This is a genomic window from Labedaea rhizosphaerae (genome assembly GCF_004362825.1).
Taxonomy (GTDB): Bacteria; Actinomycetota; Actinomycetes; order Mycobacteriales; family Pseudonocardiaceae; genus Labedaea; species Labedaea rhizosphaerae.
In genome coordinates this window covers 1-18,974 of sequence record NZ_SNXZ01000014.1, presented here as the reverse complement: position 1 = coordinate 18,974, position 18,974 = coordinate 1, and the positions used below count along the sequence as shown (strand labels likewise).

18 protein-coding genes are annotated in these 18,974 nt (G+C 69.4%); 7 read left to right on the top strand and 11 right to left on the bottom strand.

Annotated elements, in window-relative coordinates; translation table 11 throughout:
* Positions 1 to 31: 31 nt before the first annotated feature.
* Positions 32 to 1,348 (top strand): DUF349 domain-containing protein, encoded by a 1,317-nt coding sequence (locus EV186_RS37980; protein ID WP_133854404.1) that lies wholly within the window; start codon positions 32 to 34, stop codon positions 1,346 to 1,348.
* Positions 1,349 to 1,837: 489 nt separating this feature from the next.
* Here EV186_RS37980 and EV186_RS37975 read toward each other — a convergent pair whose 3' ends face one another.
* Together EV186_RS37975 and miaB are read right to left on the bottom strand one after the other, a co-directional pair.
* Positions 1,838 to 2,350 carry an Rv2732c family membrane protein gene (locus EV186_RS37975; RefSeq protein WP_133854403.1) on the bottom strand — a complete coding sequence of 171 codons (513 nt, stop codon included), beginning with the start codon at positions 2,348 to 2,350 and terminating at the stop codon, positions 1,838 to 1,840.
* Positions 2,347 to 3,819 carry a tRNA (N6-isopentenyl adenosine(37)-C2)-methylthiotransferase MiaB gene (miaB, locus tag EV186_RS37970; RefSeq protein WP_133854402.1) on the bottom strand — a complete coding sequence of 491 codons (1,473 nt, stop codon included), beginning with the start codon at positions 3,817 to 3,819 and terminating at the stop codon, positions 2,347 to 2,349. Before miaB ends, EV186_RS37975 begins: the two co-directional genes overlap by 4 nt.
* Positions 3,820 to 3,862: 43 nt before the next feature.
* On the opposite strand from miaB, the gene EV186_RS37965 reads away from it, so the two are divergent.
* Complete coding sequence (locus tag EV186_RS37965; protein WP_243754539.1) at positions 3,863 to 4,792, top strand: TAXI family TRAP transporter solute-binding subunit; 930 nt, start codon at positions 3,863 to 3,865, stop codon at positions 4,790 to 4,792.
* Here EV186_RS37965 and EV186_RS37960 read toward each other — a convergent pair.
* The gene (locus EV186_RS37960) at positions 4,771 to 6,171 is read right to left on the bottom strand and encodes a sensor histidine kinase (RefSeq protein WP_133854400.1); all 1,401 of its coding nucleotides are present in this window, start codon (positions 6,169 to 6,171) and stop codon (positions 4,771 to 4,773) included. The two genes, EV186_RS37965 and EV186_RS37960, sit on opposite strands and share 22 nt — an antisense overlap.
* Before the next feature lie 10 nt (positions 6,172 to 6,181).
* Entirely contained in the window at positions 6,182 to 6,853 is a 672-nt protein-coding gene (locus tag EV186_RS37955; RefSeq protein ID WP_133854399.1) for a response regulator transcription factor, read from the bottom strand.
* A 202-nt stretch (positions 6,854 to 7,055) separates the two neighbouring features.
* Between EV186_RS37955 and EV186_RS37950 the strand changes: the two genes are divergently transcribed.
* The 4 genes from EV186_RS37950 (at position 7,056) to EV186_RS37935 (ending at position 10,295) form a co-directional block, all read left to right on the top strand.
* Complete coding sequence (locus EV186_RS37950) at positions 7,056 to 7,784, top strand: amino acid ABC transporter ATP-binding protein (RefSeq protein WP_133854427.1); 729 nt, start codon at positions 7,056 to 7,058, stop codon at positions 7,782 to 7,784.
* A gap of 31 nt (positions 7,785 to 7,815) precedes the next feature.
* Entirely contained in the window at positions 7,816 to 8,652 is an 837-nt protein-coding gene (locus EV186_RS37945; RefSeq protein ID WP_133854398.1) for a glutamate ABC transporter substrate-binding protein, read from the top strand.
* A gap of 90 nt (positions 8,653 to 8,742) precedes the next feature.
* A complete protein-coding gene (locus EV186_RS37940) occupies positions 8,743 to 9,411 on the top strand; it encodes an amino acid ABC transporter permease (protein WP_133854397.1) in 669 nt (222 codons plus the stop codon).
* Positions 9,408 to 10,295, top strand: a complete 888-nt coding sequence (locus tag EV186_RS37935) for an amino acid ABC transporter permease (RefSeq protein WP_133854396.1) — start codon at positions 9,408 to 9,410, stop codon at positions 10,293 to 10,295. Before EV186_RS37940 ends, EV186_RS37935 begins: the two co-directional genes overlap by 4 nt.
* Before the next feature lie 120 nt (positions 10,296 to 10,415).
* On the opposite strand, the gene EV186_RS37930 is transcribed toward EV186_RS37935, so the two are convergent.
* From EV186_RS37930 to EV186_RS37905, 6 genes are all read right to left on the bottom strand, one after another.
* The gene (locus tag EV186_RS37930) at positions 10,416 to 11,180 is read right to left on the bottom strand and encodes a succinate dehydrogenase/fumarate reductase iron-sulfur subunit (protein WP_133854395.1); all 765 of its coding nucleotides are present in this window, start codon (positions 11,178 to 11,180) and stop codon (positions 10,416 to 10,418) included.
* 1 nt (position 11,181) lies between these two features.
* Positions 11,182 to 13,074, bottom strand: coding sequence for a fumarate reductase/succinate dehydrogenase flavoprotein subunit (locus EV186_RS37925; protein WP_133854394.1), 1,893 nt, complete (start codon positions 13,072 to 13,074; stop codon positions 11,182 to 11,184).
* A 9-nt stretch (positions 13,075 to 13,083) separates the two neighbouring features.
* On the bottom strand, positions 13,084 to 13,887 hold the full coding sequence (locus EV186_RS37920; protein WP_133854393.1) for a hypothetical protein: 804 nt from the start codon (positions 13,885 to 13,887) through the stop codon (positions 13,084 to 13,086).
* A gap of 451 nt (positions 13,888 to 14,338) precedes the next feature.
* A complete protein-coding gene (recX, locus tag EV186_RS37915; RefSeq protein ID WP_133854426.1) occupies positions 14,339 to 14,911 on the bottom strand; it encodes a recombination regulator RecX in 573 nt (190 codons plus the stop codon).
* 997 nt (positions 14,912 to 15,908) lie between these two features.
* A complete protein-coding gene (recA, locus tag EV186_RS37910; RefSeq protein ID WP_133854392.1) occupies positions 15,909 to 16,952 on the bottom strand; it encodes a recombinase RecA in 1,044 nt (347 codons plus the stop codon).
* A 167-nt stretch (positions 16,953 to 17,119) separates the two neighbouring features.
* Positions 17,120 to 17,314, bottom strand: a complete 195-nt coding sequence (locus EV186_RS37905) for a DUF3046 domain-containing protein (protein ID WP_133854391.1) — start codon at positions 17,312 to 17,314, stop codon at positions 17,120 to 17,122.
* Between the two features lie 24 nt (positions 17,315 to 17,338).
* Here EV186_RS37905 and EV186_RS40645 point away from each other — a divergent pair, with 24 nt between their 5' ends.
* Positions 17,339 to 17,464 carry a hypothetical protein gene (locus EV186_RS40645; RefSeq protein WP_279538363.1) on the top strand — a complete coding sequence of 42 codons (126 nt, stop codon included), beginning with the start codon at positions 17,339 to 17,341 and terminating at the stop codon, positions 17,462 to 17,464.
* Between the two features lie 4 nt (positions 17,465 to 17,468).
* Here the strand turns inward: EV186_RS40645 and EV186_RS40400 are convergent, their stop codons facing one another.
* Positions 17,469 to 18,914 carry an Hsp70 family protein gene (locus tag EV186_RS40400; protein WP_243754538.1) on the bottom strand — a complete coding sequence of 482 codons (1,446 nt, stop codon included), beginning with the start codon at positions 18,912 to 18,914 and terminating at the stop codon, positions 17,469 to 17,471.
* Positions 18,915 to 18,974 lie beyond the last annotated feature (60 nt).

The window sequence follows — 18,974 nt, the reverse complement described above, 5'->3', positions numbered from 1 at the left end:
CGGGCAGGCAGGGCGAGGAGGGACACCGGCCATGACCGAACACGAGCCGACCACCCCGGGCGGGGCACTTGACGAGAAGGAAGGCACCGCCGCGGCTCCGGTCCCGGCGCCTCCTGTCCGCCACCACGGCGCGAACGACCCGGCCAAATGGGGCCGGGTGGATGCCGACGGCACCGTCTACCTGAAGACCGCCGACGGCGAGCGCGCGGTCGGGTCCTGGCAGGCGGGCTCGCCGGCCGAGGGGCTGGCCCACTACGCCCGCCGCTTCGACGACCTGCGCACCGAGGTCGAGCTGCTCGAGGCGCGCCTGAACTCCGGCGCGGGCGACCCGAAGCACGCGCTGACCAGTGCGAAGCACATCCAGGAGAGCCTGCCGGACGCCGCCGTGGTCGGTGACGTCGCCGGCCTGGGCAAGCGCGTCGAGCGGCTGATCGCCAAGGCCGAGGAAGCGGTCGCGGGCGCCAAGGCGGCCAAGGACTCCGCTCGCGCGGCCGCCGGTGCGCGCAAGCAGGAGCTGGCCGAGGAGGCCGAGAAGATCGCCGCCGAGTCGACCCAGTGGAAGTCCGCGGGCGACCGGTTGCGGGCGATCCTGGACGAGTGGAAGACGATCAAGGGCGTCGACCGCAAGACCGACGACGCGTTGTGGCGGCGGTTCTCCAAGGCCCGCGACACGTTCAACCGGCGCCGCGGTTCGCACTTCGCCGACCTGGACCGGCAGCGGGGCACGGCCAAGCAGCGCAAGGAAGAGCTGGTCGCCGAGGCGGAGGCGCTCTCGGAGTCCGACGACTGGGGTCCGACCGCGGGCCGCTACAAGCAGCTGATGGCCGACTGGAAGGCCGCCGGGCGCGCGCCCAAGGACGCCGACGACGCGTTGTGGCAGCGGTTCCGGGCGGCGCAGGACGCGTTCTTCTCGCGCCGGTCGGCGGTGTTCAGCGAGCGTGACGCGGAGTTCGTGGACAACGCCAAGCGCAAGGAAGAGCTGCTGGCCGAGGCCGAGAAGATCAACCCGCAGGCCGACCTGGACGCGGCGCGTGCGCAGCTGCACCGGATCCAGGAGCGCTGGGAGGAGATCGGCAAGGTGCCGCGCGAGCGGGTGCGCGAGCTCGAGGGCAAGCTGCGGGCCGTGGAGGAGAAGGTCCGCACGGCCGCGGACGCCCAGTGGCGCCGGACCGATCCCGAGGCGCAGGCCCGCGCGGCGCAGTTCCGCGAGCGGGTCGAGCAGTACGAGGCGCAGGCCGCGAAGGCCCGTGCGGCCGGCGACAACAAGCGTGCCGACCAGGCGCAGGCCCAGGCCGACCAGTGGCGCGAATGGCTGGAAGCCGCCGAACAAGCCCTGGCCAGCCGCTGACCCCTGCGGGCGTGTCCCACACTCCCGTCGGGTGTGTCCCCCCTTCCCGCAGGGCGTGTCCCCCGTTCGCGTCGGGCGTGTCCCACACTCGCGAAGGCCGTGTCCCACAGTTCGTACGGGACACGGCCTTCGTGGTCGTGGGACACACTCGCCGGGACAACCAATCCCGAGGCCAGGCCGCAGCCAACTGCGCTCGTGGATTCGGTTTACACGGGGCACGACGGCCCTGAACTCGCGCGCTGCGGGCGCCTCACCTCCTGCCCGTTTTAGCGCCCGCAAGGGCCGTCGTGGGGGTCCCCGTGTCAAACCGAACCCACCCAACTCGAGCCGCACCCGAGACCAACCGGGCCAGCGGGCACACCGGGCCGGAAGAGCGGACACGCCCCGCCTGAAGAGGGGACACACCGGGCCGGAAGAGGGGACACACCTGGCCGGACGAGGGGACACACCCGGAAACCACACACGAGCCCCCATCCCGGGGGCGTGGAGTTAGTTGTCGCGGTTCAGGCGGGGGACCAGATGAGTCGGCTGCTTGCCGCCAGGAGCACGCGACCAAGCGGTACGGAACCAGCAGACGGCGATCACGACGACCGCGATCTCGGCGACCGGCAGCCCGACCCCCAGGCCGAGCCCGTCGGTCGAGGACTGACGTGACCAGATCGCCAGCACGCCGTCCACGGCCGCGAACCACCCGCCCAAGGCGCCGATCCACACCATGCCCCAGCGCTGCGTCACCAGCGCGCCCATCGAGGCCAGCACGCCGAACAACAGCGAGGTCCCGGAGAACAGCCGCGGCACCATCGTGGCCTTGCCGGTGACCGTGCCCAGCAGGACCTCCCAGCCGGTCACGCCACGCATCCACGGCAGCGTCAGGCCGATCAGCACGACCATCACCGACACGGCGATGACCATCGCCCGCGTGCCCAGCTCGACGCGCCGGCGCACGCCCTTCTCGACGGACTCGATCTCGTCCTTCAGCTCATCCAAGTTGTCGTCGGTCATCGGACCGCACAGCCTCCCGTCGGCTCCGCCGGGGTCGCGGGCTTGCCGAACGACGGCAGCCCCAGCGTCACCCCGGACGTCTTCGGCCGGATCCCGGCCTCGTGCCGGTCGCCGGCCACGGTGCGCCGGTGCGCCAGCACGTCCCCGTCGGCGACGAGGTGGTGCGGCGCGGCGTAGGTGATCCGGACGTCGACCACGTCACCAGGGCGGACCGCGGCGGCACCGGGCGTGAAGTGCACGAGCCGGCCGTCGCGCCCGCGCCCGCTCATCCGGTGCGTGTCGGCGTCCTTGCGGCCCTCGCCGGCGGCCACCAGCACCTCGACGGTGCGGCCCACCAGCTCCTTGTTCAGCGACCAGGAGATGTCCTCCTGCAACGCGACGAGCCGCTCGTAGCGCTCCTGCACGACCTGCTTGGGCACCTGCTCGTCCAGCACGGCCGCGGGGGTGCCGGGTCGCTTGGAGTACTGGAAGGTGAACGCGCCGGAGAACCGCGAAGCCGCCACTACGTCCAGGGTCGCCTGGAAGTCCGCTTCGGTCTCGCCGGGGAAGCCCACGATGATGTCGGTGGTGATGGCCGCGTCCGGCATGGCCTCGCGGACCCGCTCGAGGATCCCGAGGTAGCGCTTGGACCGGTACGACCGGCGCATGGCGGCCAGCACGCGGTCGGAGCCGGACTGCAGCGGCATGTGCAGCGAGTGGCACACGTTCGGCGTCTCGGCCATCGCCGCGATGACGTCGTCGGTGAAGTCGCGCGGGTGCGGCGAGGTGAACCGGACCCGGTCCAGCCCGTCGATCTCCCCGCACGCACGCAGCAGCTTGCCGAAGGCGAACCGGTCGCCGAACTCGACGCCGTAGGAGTTGACGTTCTGGCCGAGCAGCGTCACCTCGGACACGCCTTCGTCGACCAAAGCCTTGACCTCGGCCAGGATCTCCCCCGGCCGGCGGTCGCGTTCCTTGCCACGCAACGAAGGCACGATGCAGAACGTGCAGGTGTTGTTGCACCCCACGGAAATCGACACCCACGCCGAGTACGCCGAGTCGCGCTTGGCCGGCAGCGTCGACGGGAACACCTCGAGCGACTCGAGGATCTCCACCTCGGCGCGCTCGTTGTGCCGCGCGCGCTCCAGCAACGCAGGCAGCGAGCCGATGTTGTGGGTGCCGAACACGACGTCCACCCACGGCGCCCGGTCGACGATCGTTTGCTTGTCCTTCTGCGCCAGGCAGCCGCCGACCGCGATCTGCATGCCGGGGTTGGCGAGCTTCGCCGGCCGCAGGTGACCGAGGTTGCCGTACAGCTTGTTGTCGGCGTTCTCCCGCACGGCGCACGTGTTGAACACGACGACGTCCGGGTTGCCGTCGGCACCGACGGGGGCGTAGCCCGCGTCCTCGAGCAGGCCGGCCAGCCGCTCCGAGTCGTGGACGTTCATCTGGCACCCGTAGGTGCGGACCTCATATGTGCGCGCGCTCATGACAGTTTTCGAGGGTACGCCCGGACTCTGGCACGATCAGGGGGTGGTCCGCCCCGTCGTCCTGCTGCTCACGCTGCTGACAGCCGCCTCGATGCTCTCGGGGTGCGACAGCAGCTTCGCCGGGCTGCACCTGCGGCTGGCCACCGGCGGCTCGTCGGGGGTCTACTACGCGCTGGGCGGACCGCTCGCCGACCAGTGGGCCGGCCAGCTCGGCATCGACCGGCCGCAGGTCCAGGAGAGCCCGGGCTCGCCGGAGAACCTGGCCCGGCTGCGGGCGGGCACCGCGGACGTGGCGTTCAGCGCCGCCGACGTCGCGGAGGTGGACACCGAGAAGGGCCCGCGCAAGCTGCGTGCGCTCTGCCGCATCTACGACGACTACATCCACCTGGTTGTGCGGGCCGACGGCCCGATCAAGGCGGTCAAGGACCTGCGCGGCAAGCGGGTGTCGACCGGATCGAAGGGCTCCGGGGTCGAGGTGATCGCGCAGCGGGTGCTCGCCACCGCGGGCCTCGACGAGGCCGTGACCGAATCCAAGTACAGCCTCGAAGACTCCAAGCGGGCGCTGGAAGAGGGCCGCATAGATGCCTTCTTCTGGTCGGGCGGCCTGCCGACCAAGGGCATCACGGACTTGGCCGACCAGCTCCGGATCAAGCTGATCGACCTGGGCCCGGTGCTGACCTCGATCCAGCAGCGGTACCCGATCTACGGCACGGCGTCGATCCCCACGTCGACCTACCCCGACCTGCCCAGGGTGCCGGTGACCACGCTCGTCGTGCCGAACTTCCTGATGGTCACCGACGCGATGCCCGACGACGTGGCCCGCGAGCTCGTGCGCGGGGTGTTCCTCGCGCAGCCCGAGCTGGTCAAGAAGAGCGACGCGGCCCTGTCGATCGACATCCACTCGGCCATCGACACCGCGCCGGTGCCGCTGCACCCCGGCGCGCTGGAGTACTACCGCGACGCCAAGGTCTGAACGCGCGGCACCCGCACCGTCACCGCGAGCCCGCCACCGTCGGGCAGGCTCAGCTCCATCGAGCCGCCGACGCGGTCGACCACGCTGCGCACGATCGCGAGCCCGAGGCCCGAGCCCGTCACGTTCTGGTGCGCGGGGCTGCGCCAGAACCGGTCGGTCGCCCGCTCCAGCTCGTCCGGGTCGAGCCCGGGGCCGTGGTCGCGCACGGTCAGGGTCAGCTCGTCGTCGTCCCCGCCGACCCCGATGCGCACCTCGGTGTCGGGTGGGCTGAACTTCAACGCGTTGTCCAGCAACGCGTCCAGGATGGTCTCCATCCCGCGCGGGGGCAGCAGGACCATCGTCCCCGCCTCGATCGGGTCGACCTCCAGCCGGACGTCCTCGTTGGCGGCGAGCACCCGCCAGTCGGCGGCCCGGTCGGCGACCGACGGCGCGACCTCGGTGGGTACCGGGTCGCCCGCACCCTCCGCGCGGGCCATGGACAACAGGTCGTCGAGGGTCTGCTTGAGCCGGTCGGCCTCGGCGAGCGCGGCGGCGCGGTGTTCTTCGGCGGAGGAGTCGACGTGGCCTTCGAGGTTGGCCAGGCGCAGCTTCAACACGGTCAGCGGGTTGCGCAGCTGGTGCGAGGCGTCGGCGACGAACTTGCGCTGCGCGCGCAGCGCTTCGTTGACCCGGCTCGCCATCCGGTCGAACGACCGGCTCAGCCGGCGCAGTTCTGCGGGCCCTTGGTCGTCGCCGACCGGCTCGACGGGACGGCCGCTGACCACGGCGCCGACCAGCGCGCCGGTCGCCTCGTCCAGCCGGCCGACCGGGCGCATGATCCACCGCACCACCGGCAACGCGGCGAACAGCGCCAGCAGGAACACGACCACGCCGCCGATCGCGATGCCCAGCCACCACAACAGCACCCGCTGCCGGGTCCGGTCGGTCGGCGACACGGTGAGCACGGCGCCACGGACCTCGCCGTCGACGAGGACCGGTTCGGCGAGCATCAGCTTGCGGTCGTCCCACGGCAGCAGCAGCGGACCCGGCGACGGTTGCCGTCCCGCGAGCGCGGCGCCGACCAACTGCTTCACCGCGGGGTCGTCCGGGCTGATCGCGTGCGTGCCGGAGTCGACGACCAGGCCGGTCTCGCGGTTGAACACCGCGACCTCGATGCCGTAGACCTCGGTGTAGCGGCGCAACTGGTCGCGCAGCGGCGCGGCCCGGTCCTCGGTGAGCGGGCGCTGCGCGACGGAGGCGAAGCGGCTGGTGTCGGTCAGCCGGTCGACGAAGAGCCGCTGCTGCTCGCTCTGCGCGACCGAGCGGGCGAGCGGGATGCCCAGCCCGAACACGGCGAGCCCGACGAGGAAGAGCACGATCCCCTGCAGCCTGGTGCGCATGGTGCCGCCGTCAGCCGGTCGTGTCCGGCACGCTGGCCAGCCGGTAGCCGACGCCGCGCACGGTCTCGACGAGCGCGGGCCGGCCGAGCTTGGTGCGCAGCGTCGCGACGTGCACGTCCAGCGACCGGTTCTCCGCGGCGCCTTGGCGGCCCCACACCTCGTCCAGGATGTGCTCGCGGGTGACCACGTCGCCCTGCGCGCCCACGATCAGCGCGAGCACCTGGAACTCCTTGCGGGTCAGGGCCACCGACCCGCCGGCGACGATCACCTCGTGGCGGCCGAGGTCGATGGTCACGTCGCCGAGCTTGATCACCCCGGTGGCCGGCGCGGCGCCCTGGCGCCTGCGCACCGCCTGCACCCGCGCGACCAACTCGTCGACGTCGTAGGGCTTGACCAAGTAGTCGTCCGCGCCCGCGTGCAGCCCGGCGATCCGGTCGTCGACCTCGCCGTGGGCCGACACGACGATGACCGCGACATCGCACGCCGAGCGGATCCGACGGCACAGCGCGAGGCCGTCCATGTCGGGCAGGCCCAGGTCGAGCAGGACGACGTCCATGTCGGGGGCCAGCTCGAGCGCACCCGCGCCCTGGGCCAGCCTGCGCACCGTGAGCCCGCGTCGGGTGAGCGCCGGGATCAGCGCGTCGGCCACGCGGTCGTCGTCCTCCACAAGCAGCACCCGCACCCGTGGTTCCCTCCGTTGCGCACCCGATGTGTGACAGAGTTGAGACCCTAAGTGTTGCTCAACCGGGTGGACTTGACTGGTTCAGGACACCTAAGTTTCCCGCATTCGCGTTCGCGCTACCCTCACGATCCATGATCGCGCCCGTAGTCCCCGTGGAGGACCGATGACCGAGGCGAACACCGAGTCGAACTCTGCGGCCCCCATGATTCGGATGCAGGCCGTGAACAAGCACTTCGGCCCGTTGCATGTCCTCAAGGACATCGAGCTGGAGGTGCCGCGCGGCCAGGTGGTCATCGTGCTCGGCCCGTCGGGTTCCGGGAAATCCACGCTGTGCCGCTCCATCAACCGTCTCGAGACCATCGACAGCGGTGTGATCGAAGTGGACGGTAAGGCGCTGCCCGCCGAGGGCAAGGCCCTGGCCCGGTTGCGCGCGGACGTCGGCATGGTCTTCCAGCAGTTCAACCTGTTCGCGCACAAGAGCATCGTGGACAACGTGCTGCTCGCACCGGTCAAGGTGCGCAAGGTGTCGCAGAGCGAGGCCCGCAAGACCGCGATGGAACTCCTTGAGCGGGTGGGCATCGCCAACCAGGCGGACAAGTACCCCGCGCAGCTCTCCGGCGGCCAGCAGCAGCGGGCGGCGATCGCTCGCGCGCTGGCGATGCGTCCCAAGGTCATGCTCTTCGACGAGCCCACCTCCGCACTGGACCCGGAAATGGTCCAGGAGGTGCTCGACGTGATGACGAGCCTGGCAAAAGAGGGCATGACAATGCTGGTGGTCACCCACGAAATGGGCTTCGCCCGACGGGCGGCCGACCGGGTCATTTTCATGTCCGACGGGGAAATCGTCGAGGACTCGACCCCCGACGAGTTCTTCACCGCCCCGAAGTCCGGGCGTGCGAAGGATTTCCTGGCTAAGATCCTCACCCACTGATACCCCGAAGAATTCCTGGAAGGACTAACTCATGCGGTTGAGCCGGCTGGCCCGCGCCGGCGTGGCGGTCGTTTCTCTCGCCGTCGCGCTGACCGCCTGCGGAAGCAGGGACGAAGGCAGCGGGTCCCTTGTGGACAAGGCCAAGAACGACAAGAAGCTCACCATCGGCATCAAGTTCGACCAGCCGGGCCTCGGCCTGCAGACCCCCGGCGGCGCCTACGAGGGCTTCGACGTCGAGGTCGCGAAGTACATCGCCAAGGAACTGGGCGTCGACGCGAACAACATCACCTGGAAGCAGACGCCGAGCTCCCAGCGCGAGGACATGATCGCCAACGGCCAGGTCGACTTCATCGTCGCCACCTACTCGATCACCGACAAGCGCAAGCAGAAGGTCGACTTCGCCGGCCCGTACTTCATCGCGCACCAGGACCTGCTGGTCCGCGCCGACGACAAGTCGATCACCGGCCCGGACTCGTTGAGCGGCAAGAAGTTGTGCTCGGTGCAGGGGTCCACCTCCGCGCAGAAGGTCAAGGACAAGTTCCCGCAGGTCCAGCTGCAGAACGTCAAGGGCTACTCCGAGTGCCTTACCGGCCTGGAGAGCGGTGCCATCGACGCGCTGACCACCGATGACACCATCCTCGCCGGCTACGCCGCGCAGCAGCCCGGCAAGTTCAAGCTGGTGGGCAAGGGCTTCTCCGACGAGAAGTACGGCGTCGGCCTGAAGAAGGGCGACACCAAGGGCCGCGACGCGATCAACGCGGCAATCCAGAAGATGGAAACCGACGGCTCCTGGAAGACGGCGGCCGACAAGTACTTCGGCCCATCCGGCTACACGGTGCCGGCGCCGCCGGCCATCACCGAGAAGTAACGGCATCCGCGACCACCGGCGGGCCGGGTCAACCACCCGGCCCGCCGGTGTCGTCCGGGCCGCCGACCGGGACAGACACCGGGAGTTGACGTGTTCGACTTTCTGAGCAAGTACGACGTGCTCGGCGCGTTCTGGGTGACGGTGCAGCTGACCCTGTACGCCGCGCTCGGGTCGCTGATCTGGGGCACCATCCTGGCCGGGTTCCGGGTCAGCCCGGTGCCGCTGCTGAGAGCGTTCGGCACGGCCTACATCAACATCGTGCGGAACACCCCGCTGACGCTGATCATCGTGGGCACGCTGCTCGGCCTGAGTCAGACCCTCGGCGTCACGATGGGCACGAACGTCCTCGACAGCCAGAACTTCCGGCTCGCCACCCTCGGTCTGATCGCCTACACGTCGACCTTCGTGTGCGAGTCGATCCGCTCGGGCATCAACACCGTGCCGGTCGGGCAGGCGGAGGCGGCTCGCGCGCTGGGCCTGGGCTTCGGTCAGGTGCTGGGGGTGATCGTGTTGCCGCAGGCGTTCCGGTCGGTGATCGCGCCGCTGGCCAGCGTGCTGATCGCGCTGACCAAGAACACCACGGTCGCGAGCGCGATCGGCGTCGCCGAAGCGTCCTTCGTGATGAACAACATGATCGAAAACGAGAGCGACAAGCTGTTCCTGGTGTTCGGCGTCGTCGCGCTCGGATTCGTCGTCCTGACCCTGCCCACCGGCCTGATCCTCGGCTGGGTGGCCAAGAAGGTCGCGGTGAAGCGATGAGCAAGGCGATCTCGATCCTCTACGACGCGCCGGGCCCGAAGGCCAAGCAGCGCAACATCCTCTACTCGATCGTGTTCGTCCTGGCGCTGGCGGCCGTGGCGTGGTGGATCGTCACCATGCTCGCCGACAAGCACCAGCTCGACGCCGCCAAGTGGAAGCCGTTCGTCACCGACTCCCGGGTGTGGACCACCTACCTGCTGCCAGGGCTGCAGGGAACCGTGATCGCGGCGTTGCTGTCGGTGGTGATCGCATTGCCGATCGGCGCGATCTTCGGCATCGCCCGGTTGTCCGAGCACGTGTGGATCCGCGTGCCGGCCTCGGTGGTCGTGGAGTTCTTCCGCGCCATCCCGGTGCTGATCCTGATGGTGTTCGCCAACTACTTCTTCGTGCACTACAGCAGCGTGCCGCTGGAGAGCGTGGCGTTGTTCGCAATCGTGACCGGTCTGGTGCTCTACAACGGATCGGTGCTGGCCGAGGTGGTCCGCGCGGGCATCCTGTCGCTGCCCAAGGGCCAGGCGGAAGCCGCGGCGGCGCTGGGCATGCGCAAGACGCAGACCATGACGCTGATCCAGCTGCCGCAGGCGGTCACGGCGATGCTGCCGGCGATCGTCAGCCAGCTCGTGGTGATCGTGAAGGACACCGCGCTCGGCGGCTACATCCTCGGCTACGCGGAACTGCTCACCCAGTCCCGCACCGTCTCCAACGCCTACTCCAACACCATCCCGACGCTCGTGTTCATCGCCCTGGTCTTCATCGTGGTGAACTTCGCGCTGTCCCAGTTGGCTTCGTGGCTGGAGAACAAGCTGCGCAACCGCACCAAGGGCAACCGCACCACCGTCAACCCGGAGATGGTGGAGGAACAGGCCCCCGGCATGAAGATGTAGCCACCGCAACGCCGATCAGGGCCCGCGACGCACACCGCGTCGCGGGCCCTGATTCTTTTGTGCCACACAAAAGGGCCGGGCCCTGGAATCCCAGGACCCGGCCCCTTCGGCCGAGCAGCGTCAGGACTTGCTGCCGCTGCGCTTGAACAGCTTGTTGCCCAGCCACACGACCGGGTCGTACTTGCGGTCCACGACGCGCTCCTTCATCGGGATGAGCGCGTTGTCGGTGATGTGGATGCCTTCGGGGCAGACCTCGGTGCAGCACTTGGTGATGTTGCAGAACCCGAGCCCGTGCTCCTCCTGGGCCGCCTTCTGCCGGTCCTTGGCGTCCAGCGGGTGCATGTCGAGCTCGGCGACGCGCATCAGGAACCGGGGCCCGGCGAAGGACTTCTTGTTCTCCTCGTGGTCACGCACCACGTGGCAGGTGTTCTGGCACAGGAAGCACTCGATGCACTTGCGGAACTCCTGCGAGCGCTCGACGTCGACCTGCTGCATCCGGTACTCGCCCGGCGCGACACCCTCCGGCGGCGCGAACGAGGGGATCTCGCGCGCCTTCTCGTAGTTGAACGACACGTCGGTCACGAGGTCCCGGATCACCGGGAACGTGCGCATCGGCGTGACCGTGATGACCTCGTCCTCGGTGAACGTGGACATGCGGGTCATGCACATCAGGCGCGGCCGGCCGTTGATCTCCGCCGAACACGAGCCGCACTTGCCGGCCTTGCAGTTCCAGCGCACCGCGAGATCGGGTGCCTGGGTGGCCTGCAACCGGTGGATGATGTCGAGGATGACCTCACCCTCGTTGACCTCGACGGTGTAGTCCTGCAGCGCGCCGCTCTCGTCGTCGCCGCGCCACACCCGGAAACTCGCCTGGTAGCTGCCCATCTCACGCCTTCCTTTGCGGGTGCGCGGCCAGCTCACCGTCGGTGTAGTACTTCTCGAGCTCGCCGAGTTCGAACAGCTCCAGCAGGTCCTGCCGCATCGGCACCTGCTCCTTGGGCGAGACGTCGACGGCGTCGCCCTGGACGCTGCAGACCAGCAGCTTGTTGCGCCACTCCGCGTCCATGCCGGGGAAGTCGTCGCGGGTGTGGCCGCCGCGGCTTTCCGTGCGCAGCAAGGCCGCGCGCGCGACGCACTCGCTGACCAGCAACATGTTCCGCAGGTCCATGGCGAGGTGCCAGCCGGGGTTGAACTTGCGGTCGCCCTTCACCACGATCTGCTGGGCCCGCTTCTTGAGCTCCTCGAGCCGCGCGAGCGCCTGCTCGATCTCCTCCGCCTTGCGGATGATGCCGACCAGGTCGTTCATCGACTGCTGCAGCTCGGCGTGCACGTCGTACGGGTTCTCGCCGTCCGCCGGGCCGTCGAACGGCGCCAGGGCCCGGGCCACCGCCGCGTCCACATCGGACTCGGCCACGGCCGGCCGCTCACCGAGCTCCTCGACGTAGGTCGCCGCGCCGAGGCCGGCCCGGCGGCCGAACACCAGCAGGTCCGACAGCGAGTTGCCGCCGAGCCGGTTGGAGCCGTGCATGCCGCCGGAGCACTCACCGGCCGCGAACAGCCCCGGCACGGTCGCCGCGCCGGAGTCCGGGTCGACCTCGATGCCACCCATGACGTAATGGCACGTCGGGCCGACCTCCATCGGCTCCTTGGTGATGTCGACGTCCGCCAGCTCCTTGAACTGGTGGTACATCGACGGCAGCCGCCGCTTGATCTCCTCGGCGGGCAGCCGGCTGGCGATGTCGAGGAACACGCCGCCGTGCGGTGACCCGCGGCCGGCCTTGACCTCGGAGTTGATCGCGCGGGCGACCTCGTCACGCGGCAGCAGGTCCGGGGTGCGCCGGTTGTTGTCGGCGTCGTCGTACCAGCGGTCGGCCTCGTCGGTGCTCTCGGCGTACTGGCCCTTGAACACGTCCGGGATGTACTCGAACATGAAGCGCTTGTCGTCGGAGTTCTTGAGCACCCCGCCGTCGCCGCGCACGCCCTCGGTGACCAGGATGCCCTTCACGCTGGGCGGCCAGACCATGCCGGTCGGGTGGAACTGGACGAACTCCATGTTGATCAGCGTGGCGCCCGCGCGCATGGCCAGCGCGTGGCCGTCGCCGGTGTACTCCCAGGAGTTCGACGTGACCTTGAAGGACTTGCCGATGCCGCCGGTCGCCAGCACCACGGCCGGCGTCTCGAACAGCACGAACTTGCCGTTCTCGCGCCAGTACGCGACCGCGCCGGAGATCTTGCCATCGTTGGTGAGCAGCTCGGTCACCGTGCACTCGGCGAAGACCTTGACCTTCGCCTCGTAGTCGCCGGTCTCGGCGAAGTCCTCCTGCTGCAGCGAGACGATCTTCTGCTGCATGGTGCGGATCAGCTCGAGACCGGTGCGGTCACCCACGTGCGCGAGGCGCGGGTAGGTGTGGCCACCGAAGTTGCGCTGGCTGATCTTGCCGTCCTTGGTGCGGTCGAAGAGCGCACCGTAGGTCTCCAGCTCCCAGACGCGGTCCGGGGCCTCCTTGGCGTGCAGTTCGGCCATGCGCCAGTTGTTCAGGAACTTGCCGCCACGCATGGTGTCGCGGAAGTGGACCTGCCAGTTGTCGTTGGGGTTGGCGTTGCCCATCGACGCCGCGCAGCCGCCCTCGGCCATCACCGTGTGGGCCTTGCCGAACAGGGACTTGGACACCACGGCGACCCGGAAGCCCCGCTGGCGCGCCTCGATGACGGCGCGCAGACCGGCGCCGCCCGCGCCGATCACGACAACGTCGAATGAGTGCCGCTCGATCTCAGTCATGGAACCTTCTCAGTTGACGAAGCGCAGGTCGGCGAACCAGCCCGCGGACACGGCCATGATGTACGCGTCAGTGACGATCACCGTGATCAGCGAGGTCATCGCGTACCGGCCGTGGTTGACGTTCAGCTTGGAAACGAAGTTCCAGTAGCGGTAGCGCAGCGGGTGCTTGGAGAAGTGCTTCAGCTTGCCGCCGACGATGTGCCGGCACGCGTGGCACGACAGCGTGTAGAACCACAGCATCACCAGGTTGACCCAGATGATGACGGTGCCGAGGCCGAAGCCGAAGCCGCCGTCCTCGCCGCGGAAGGCCTGGATGCCGTCCCAGACGTTCAGCAGGCCGAAGAGGATCGCGCCGTAGAAGAAGTAGCGGTGCAGGTTCAGCAGCACCAACGGGAACTTGCTCTCACCGGTGTACTTCTTGTGCGGCTCGGGCACCGCGCAGGCCGCGGGCGCCATGAACAGCGAGCGGTAGCCGGCCTTGCGGTAGTAGTAGCAGGTGCCGCGGAACCCGGCGAGCACGACGAACGTGATCAGCGCGATCGGGATGAACACCGGCCACGAGCCGAACCAGTGCCCGAGGTGGCTCGACCCCGGCACGCAGGACTCGTTGACGCACGGCGAGTAGATCGGCGTCAGGTAGTGGTTCTGGTCGGACCAGTACCACTTGTTCATGAAGATCCGCACGGTCGCGTAAACGATGAAGAACACGAGCACCGAGCCCGTGATGAGCGGACTTCGCCACCAGTTGTCGGTGCGCAGCGTCTTCTCGGCGATGCGGGCCCGGCCGGGCGCGCTCACTCCAGCTTGTGTCATCTGATCCTCGGTTCGGCCTCGTCGCCGGTCTCAGCGCTCATGGCGGTGGCGTTTGTCCGCGCCACGCCAGAGGTCGGGATCGTACGGCGTGTCAGGTACCTGCACGACATCTTGGTCACCCGTTCGCGGGCGTGGTCGCGCGGGGTGGGTGTGACCGGGAACGTTGCGGGCCGGGGGCGTGGCCGGTGCGCCTGCTTCGACACTCAAGGCGGGCGCCCCGGCACCGTGCCGCGATTGCCCGTGGTCACGCCCCAGGTGGGCGAGCCCCGCGGACACCGTCGTCGGCATGGCTGTTCCTTCCCGCGCCGGAGCCGTGGACGGCTGTTCCGCACGGCGCCTGTCGCACCGGCCGCGGTTCCCGACGTTGTTGTGACAACTACCACAAGCCGCATTCCCGCCGGTCATCGGCCCCCTGGCGCGGGTGAAGTTGCTCACTGTGGACTGACCGCTGTCACCCCGTCGAGTTGAGCTCGTCCTTGATCACCGAGTACGCGAGGCCTTGGCTGTACCCCTTGCGCGCCAACATGCCCAGCAGCCGGCGGAGTTTCACGGTGTCGTCGAGCTCGGACATGGCGCGCAGCCGCTTGCGAACGAGTTCGCGGGCCCGTTGCTCCTCGGCCTCGTGGTCGACGGACGCGATGGCCTCGGCGGCGACCTCGTCGGGGACGCCCTTGCGGTGCAGCTCGGCTTTGAGGGCCCGGCGACCGAGACCTTGGTAGGTGTGGCGCGATTGGACCCACGCGTCGGCGAAGGCGGCATCGTCGATGAGCCCGACCTCGTCGAGGCGGCCGAGGACCTGGTCGATGACGTCGTCCGCGAATTCCTTGCGGCGCAAGGACTGCTCAAGTTCGGAGCGCGTTCGGGCGCGGGCGGTGAGGAGGGTGAGGCAGATGTCCTTGGCCTTGGCCACCGGGTTCGGGTCGTGACCCGGCGGTTGCTTGTCCCGCCTTGCTCCCCGGCCGCGACGGCCGGTTCGGCCCGGCTCGTCTTGTGTGGAGCCGTCGCGGTTCCCCGGCCCCGAAATCGATCCAGAACCGGACCGGCCCCGGCTTCGGGTTTGGTTGCGGGCTTGATTGCGCTGGGTGTTGTCGGCCGTGGACGAGCCGTTGCTCACGGCGGCGAGGCGGCGCTTGAGTACGGCGATCGGGTCGTCCTCGGCTTTGTCGGCGGTCGGCCCGGGACCGTCTCGGCGAGCTATTGGTGCGGCCTTGGCGTCGGCATTGGCCTTGCCCTTGTCGCTGGCGTTGTCGCTGCTGCCGCTTTCGGGCGCCGGATCGTCAGCGGAGACCCAGCCATCGGCCGGAGAGGGCGGCCGAACCTTGCTGCCGCCGCGGCGAGACGCCGCCGGGGAACCGTCGTCGTCCAGCGCCGGATCGTCGGCGGAGAGCCAGCCATCGTCCGCAGCGAGCGAGCGCACGCCACCGCGACGACGAACCCGCGGCGCCGAGAGGTCCTGACCGTCTGCGGCATCGTCCGCCGAGGACCAGTCGTCATCGGACGGCGTCGGGCGCAAGCGGTTGCGGCGGGATGCCGGAGCCGCCGGCGAGTCATCGGGCGGCAGATCGTCGGCGGAGAGCCAGTCGTCGTCGTGGTCGGGTGGCCGGGAGCCGCGACGGGCCGGTGTCGTGGACGGCGTGTCCCCGGACGTCAGCCAATCGTCGTCGGGAGACGAACTGCTGACGGCGCGGCGCTCGGCCGCGCGGGCCAAGGCCTGACCGAAGGTGTCGTTCGGGTCTTCCTCGGCCGTGTCCGGGTCCAGGGGCCAGCCCTTGCGTGCCCGCTCGAGGTCCGGCACGGCGCCGCCGCGGTCATCGCCCTGCTCGCGGGGTGGCACCGGGATCACCTTTCTTCACCAGTCGCGGACCGGTCGGAAGTGCGCCTGATCGCCCGCTGAGCGCCGCCTGGTGCCCAGCCCCGCCAGGTAGGGGGCTGGCGGGGCTGGGCACCAGGCGGACAGCGGGTGGACGGCGGTCCGAGCCGGGCAGCGTCAGAAATCAGCAGCAGTCAGGACCCGGCAGCGATCAGAACTCGACCGGAGCGGGAGCCGCGGTCTCGTCGGCGTCCAGGGTGGCGCCGATGCCCAGCTTGTCCTTGATGCGCTTCTCGATCTCGTTGGCGATGTCGGGGTTGTCGCGCAGGAACTTGCGGGCGTTCTCCTTGCCCTGGCCCAGCTGGTCGCCTTCGTAGGTGTACCAGGCACCGGACTTGCGCAGGATGCCGTGCTCGACGCCCATGTCGATCAGCGAGCCCTCACGGCTGACGCCGTGGCCGTACAGGATGTCGAACTCCGCCTGCTTGAACGGCGGCGCCACCTTGTTCTTCACGACCTTGACCCTGGTCCGGTTGCCGACCGGCTCGCCGCCGTCCTTGAGGGTCTCGATGCGCCGCACGTCCAGGCGCACCGACGCGTAGAACTTCAGCGCCTTGCCACCGGTCGTGGTCTCCGGCGAGCCGAACATGACGCCGACCTTCTCGCGGAGCTGGTTGATGAACACCGCGGTGGTGCCGGAGTTGGACAGCGCACCGGTGATCTTGCGCAGCGCCTGGCTCATCAGCCGGGCCTGCAGACCGACGTGGCTGTCGCCCATCTCGCCCTCGATCTCGGCGCGCGGCACGAGCGCGGCCACCGAGTCGATCACCAGGATGTCCAGGGCGCCGGAGCGGATCAGCATGTCCGCGATCTCCAGCGCCTGCTCGCCGGTGTCCGGCTGGGACACCAGCAGCGCGTCGGTGTCGACGCCGAGGTTCTTGGCGTACTCCGGGTCGAGCGAGTGCTCGGCGTCGATGAACGCCGCGATGCCGCCCAGCCGCTGGGCGTTCGCCACGGCGTGCAGCGCGACCGTGGTCTTGCCGCTGCTCTCCGGGCCGTAGATCTCGACGATCCGGCCGCGGGGGTACCCACCGATGCCGAGCGCGACGTCGAGGGTGATCGAGCCGGTCGGGATGATCTCGATCGGCGCGCGCCCCTCGTCGCCGAGGCGCATCACCGATCCCTTGCCGTAGTTCTTCTCGATCTGGGCAAGGGCCAGGTCCAATGCCTTGCCCTTGTCGGGTGCTGCTGCCACTGAAATCCACCTCGCGGGTTGCTGTCGAGAACGTGTTGGCTTCGACGCTAGGGGCAAGGACCGACAATTCCAGATCCGTCGCTGGATCTGTGGATAACCGGCCCGGTGTGGACAACTCTAAACGAACACCTGTTCGAGCTTCGCGGCGACACGCCGAACAGCCGTGACTAGCGCCGCTCGGGTGGCACCTCGAAGTCATCGCACACCGCACGCCAGATGTCCTTGACCGCCACGCCGGCCGCGAGCGCCTGGTCGACGGTGCGCCCGCCCAGCGAGGTCAGCACGTGGTCCTTGGCCAGCATCTCGGCCCGCAACGAGCCGAACTCCTCGGTCATCAGCCTGCGGAAGACGGTGATACGCATCGGACCCACCTTAAACTGGCCGACATGCTGATCATCGCCCAGATGGACCCGCCGACCGGCCTCGAGAGCTGGGCGTTGCGGCTCGTGGTGCTCGCGGGACTCGTCGCCGCGCTCGTGCTCGCCATCCGGGCCTACCGCAGCAGGCGCTGAGTCCTCAGGTGCCCGGCTGGACGTACTTCTCGAAGTAGTCGGCCATGTCGTTGGGCTGCACGTCGCCGCTCTTGGCCAGCACCCCCACGAGCATGCGGTCGTCCACGGTGAACACCAGCAGTCCGCCGTTGGAGACGCCGGCGGTGTAGCGGCCCTGCAGGCCGTTGCCCTTCCACTGCGCCTCGACGAGGTTGCCGGTGGCGCCCTCCCAGGCCGACTTCATGTCCCCGTCGAGGTCCGCCTTGGACACGTACTGCAGGTAGGTGACGCTGTAGCCGTTGGCGAGGGTGCACTTGGACACCGCGCCCTGGTCGGAGCTCTCCTGGACCTTGCAGTCGCCGTCGGCAACCGACCCCGCCAGCTGCTTCATGCAGTCGGTGAAGCCCTTGGCGTCCTTGCTGCCGATCGTCTTGCAGTCGCTCGCCTGCGGCAGGTCCGGACCGGACGGCTTGAGCACGAAGAACCCGACGGTGGCCAGGGCCGCGACCACGACGACCGCCGCCACGATGATCAACGCCGTCTTGTTGCGCTTGCCGCCCGGGGCACCAGGACCACCCATCCCCGGGTACTGGCCGACCGGCTGCGGCCCGCTCTGTGGGAACTGCCCCGACTGCGGGAACTGGCCGGACTGCGGGAAGCCGCCGGTGGTCGGGAAGCTGCTGGTCTGCGGGTACCCGGACTGCTGCGGGAGCGGCCCCGACTGCGTCATCGGACCTTGGGGCATCTGGCCCTGCTGGGGCATCTGGCCCTGCTGGGGCATCTGGCCCTGCTGGGGCATCTGGCCCTGCTGCGGGATCGGCCCGGACTGGGGCGTCATCGCCGGCTGCGGCGGCGGGGTCCCGACACCCTGAGCGGTCGGGCCCTGCGCCGGAAAACCACCCGTTCGGGGCATGTTCGCCGTCGTCTCCTGGGGCGACTGCAGCATGCCGCCGATGTCCTGCGTGCGCATGGACACGCCCTCGCGGGGCACGTGGTGCGCGCCGAGCGCGACGGCGGTCTCGGGGGCGTCGAGGCTCGTGGGGACGACGCGCAGGCCCTCGGCGATCAGCGTGGCGATCAGCGGGATGCGCGACGAGCCGCCGACGAGGTAGATGCCGGCGAGCCGATCGGCGGTCATGCCGGTGGAGCGGATCGTGCCCGCGAGCAGCTCGACCGAGCGCAGCAGCGAGGGACGGATCAACGCTTCCAGTTCGACCCGCGTGACGAGGACGTCACCGAACGGTTCCGGGAGGGGGACCTCCGTCTGCGGGTGGCGGGAAAGGGCTTCCTTGCCGTTGCGGACGTCTTCACGCAGCGCGCGCTGGGCCCGCCGGTCCCCGGTGGACTCGGGGCGGAGCAGGTGCTGCCACTTCCCCGGGTCGCGGGCGGAAACTTGGCGGCCGACGTGCTCGAGCAACGCCTGATCCACATCCAACCCACCAAGATCAGGCAACCCCGCCTCAGCCAACACCGCAAACCCCGACTGCGTAGCCCCCACCACCGCAACATCAAACGTCCCCGCACCCAAGTC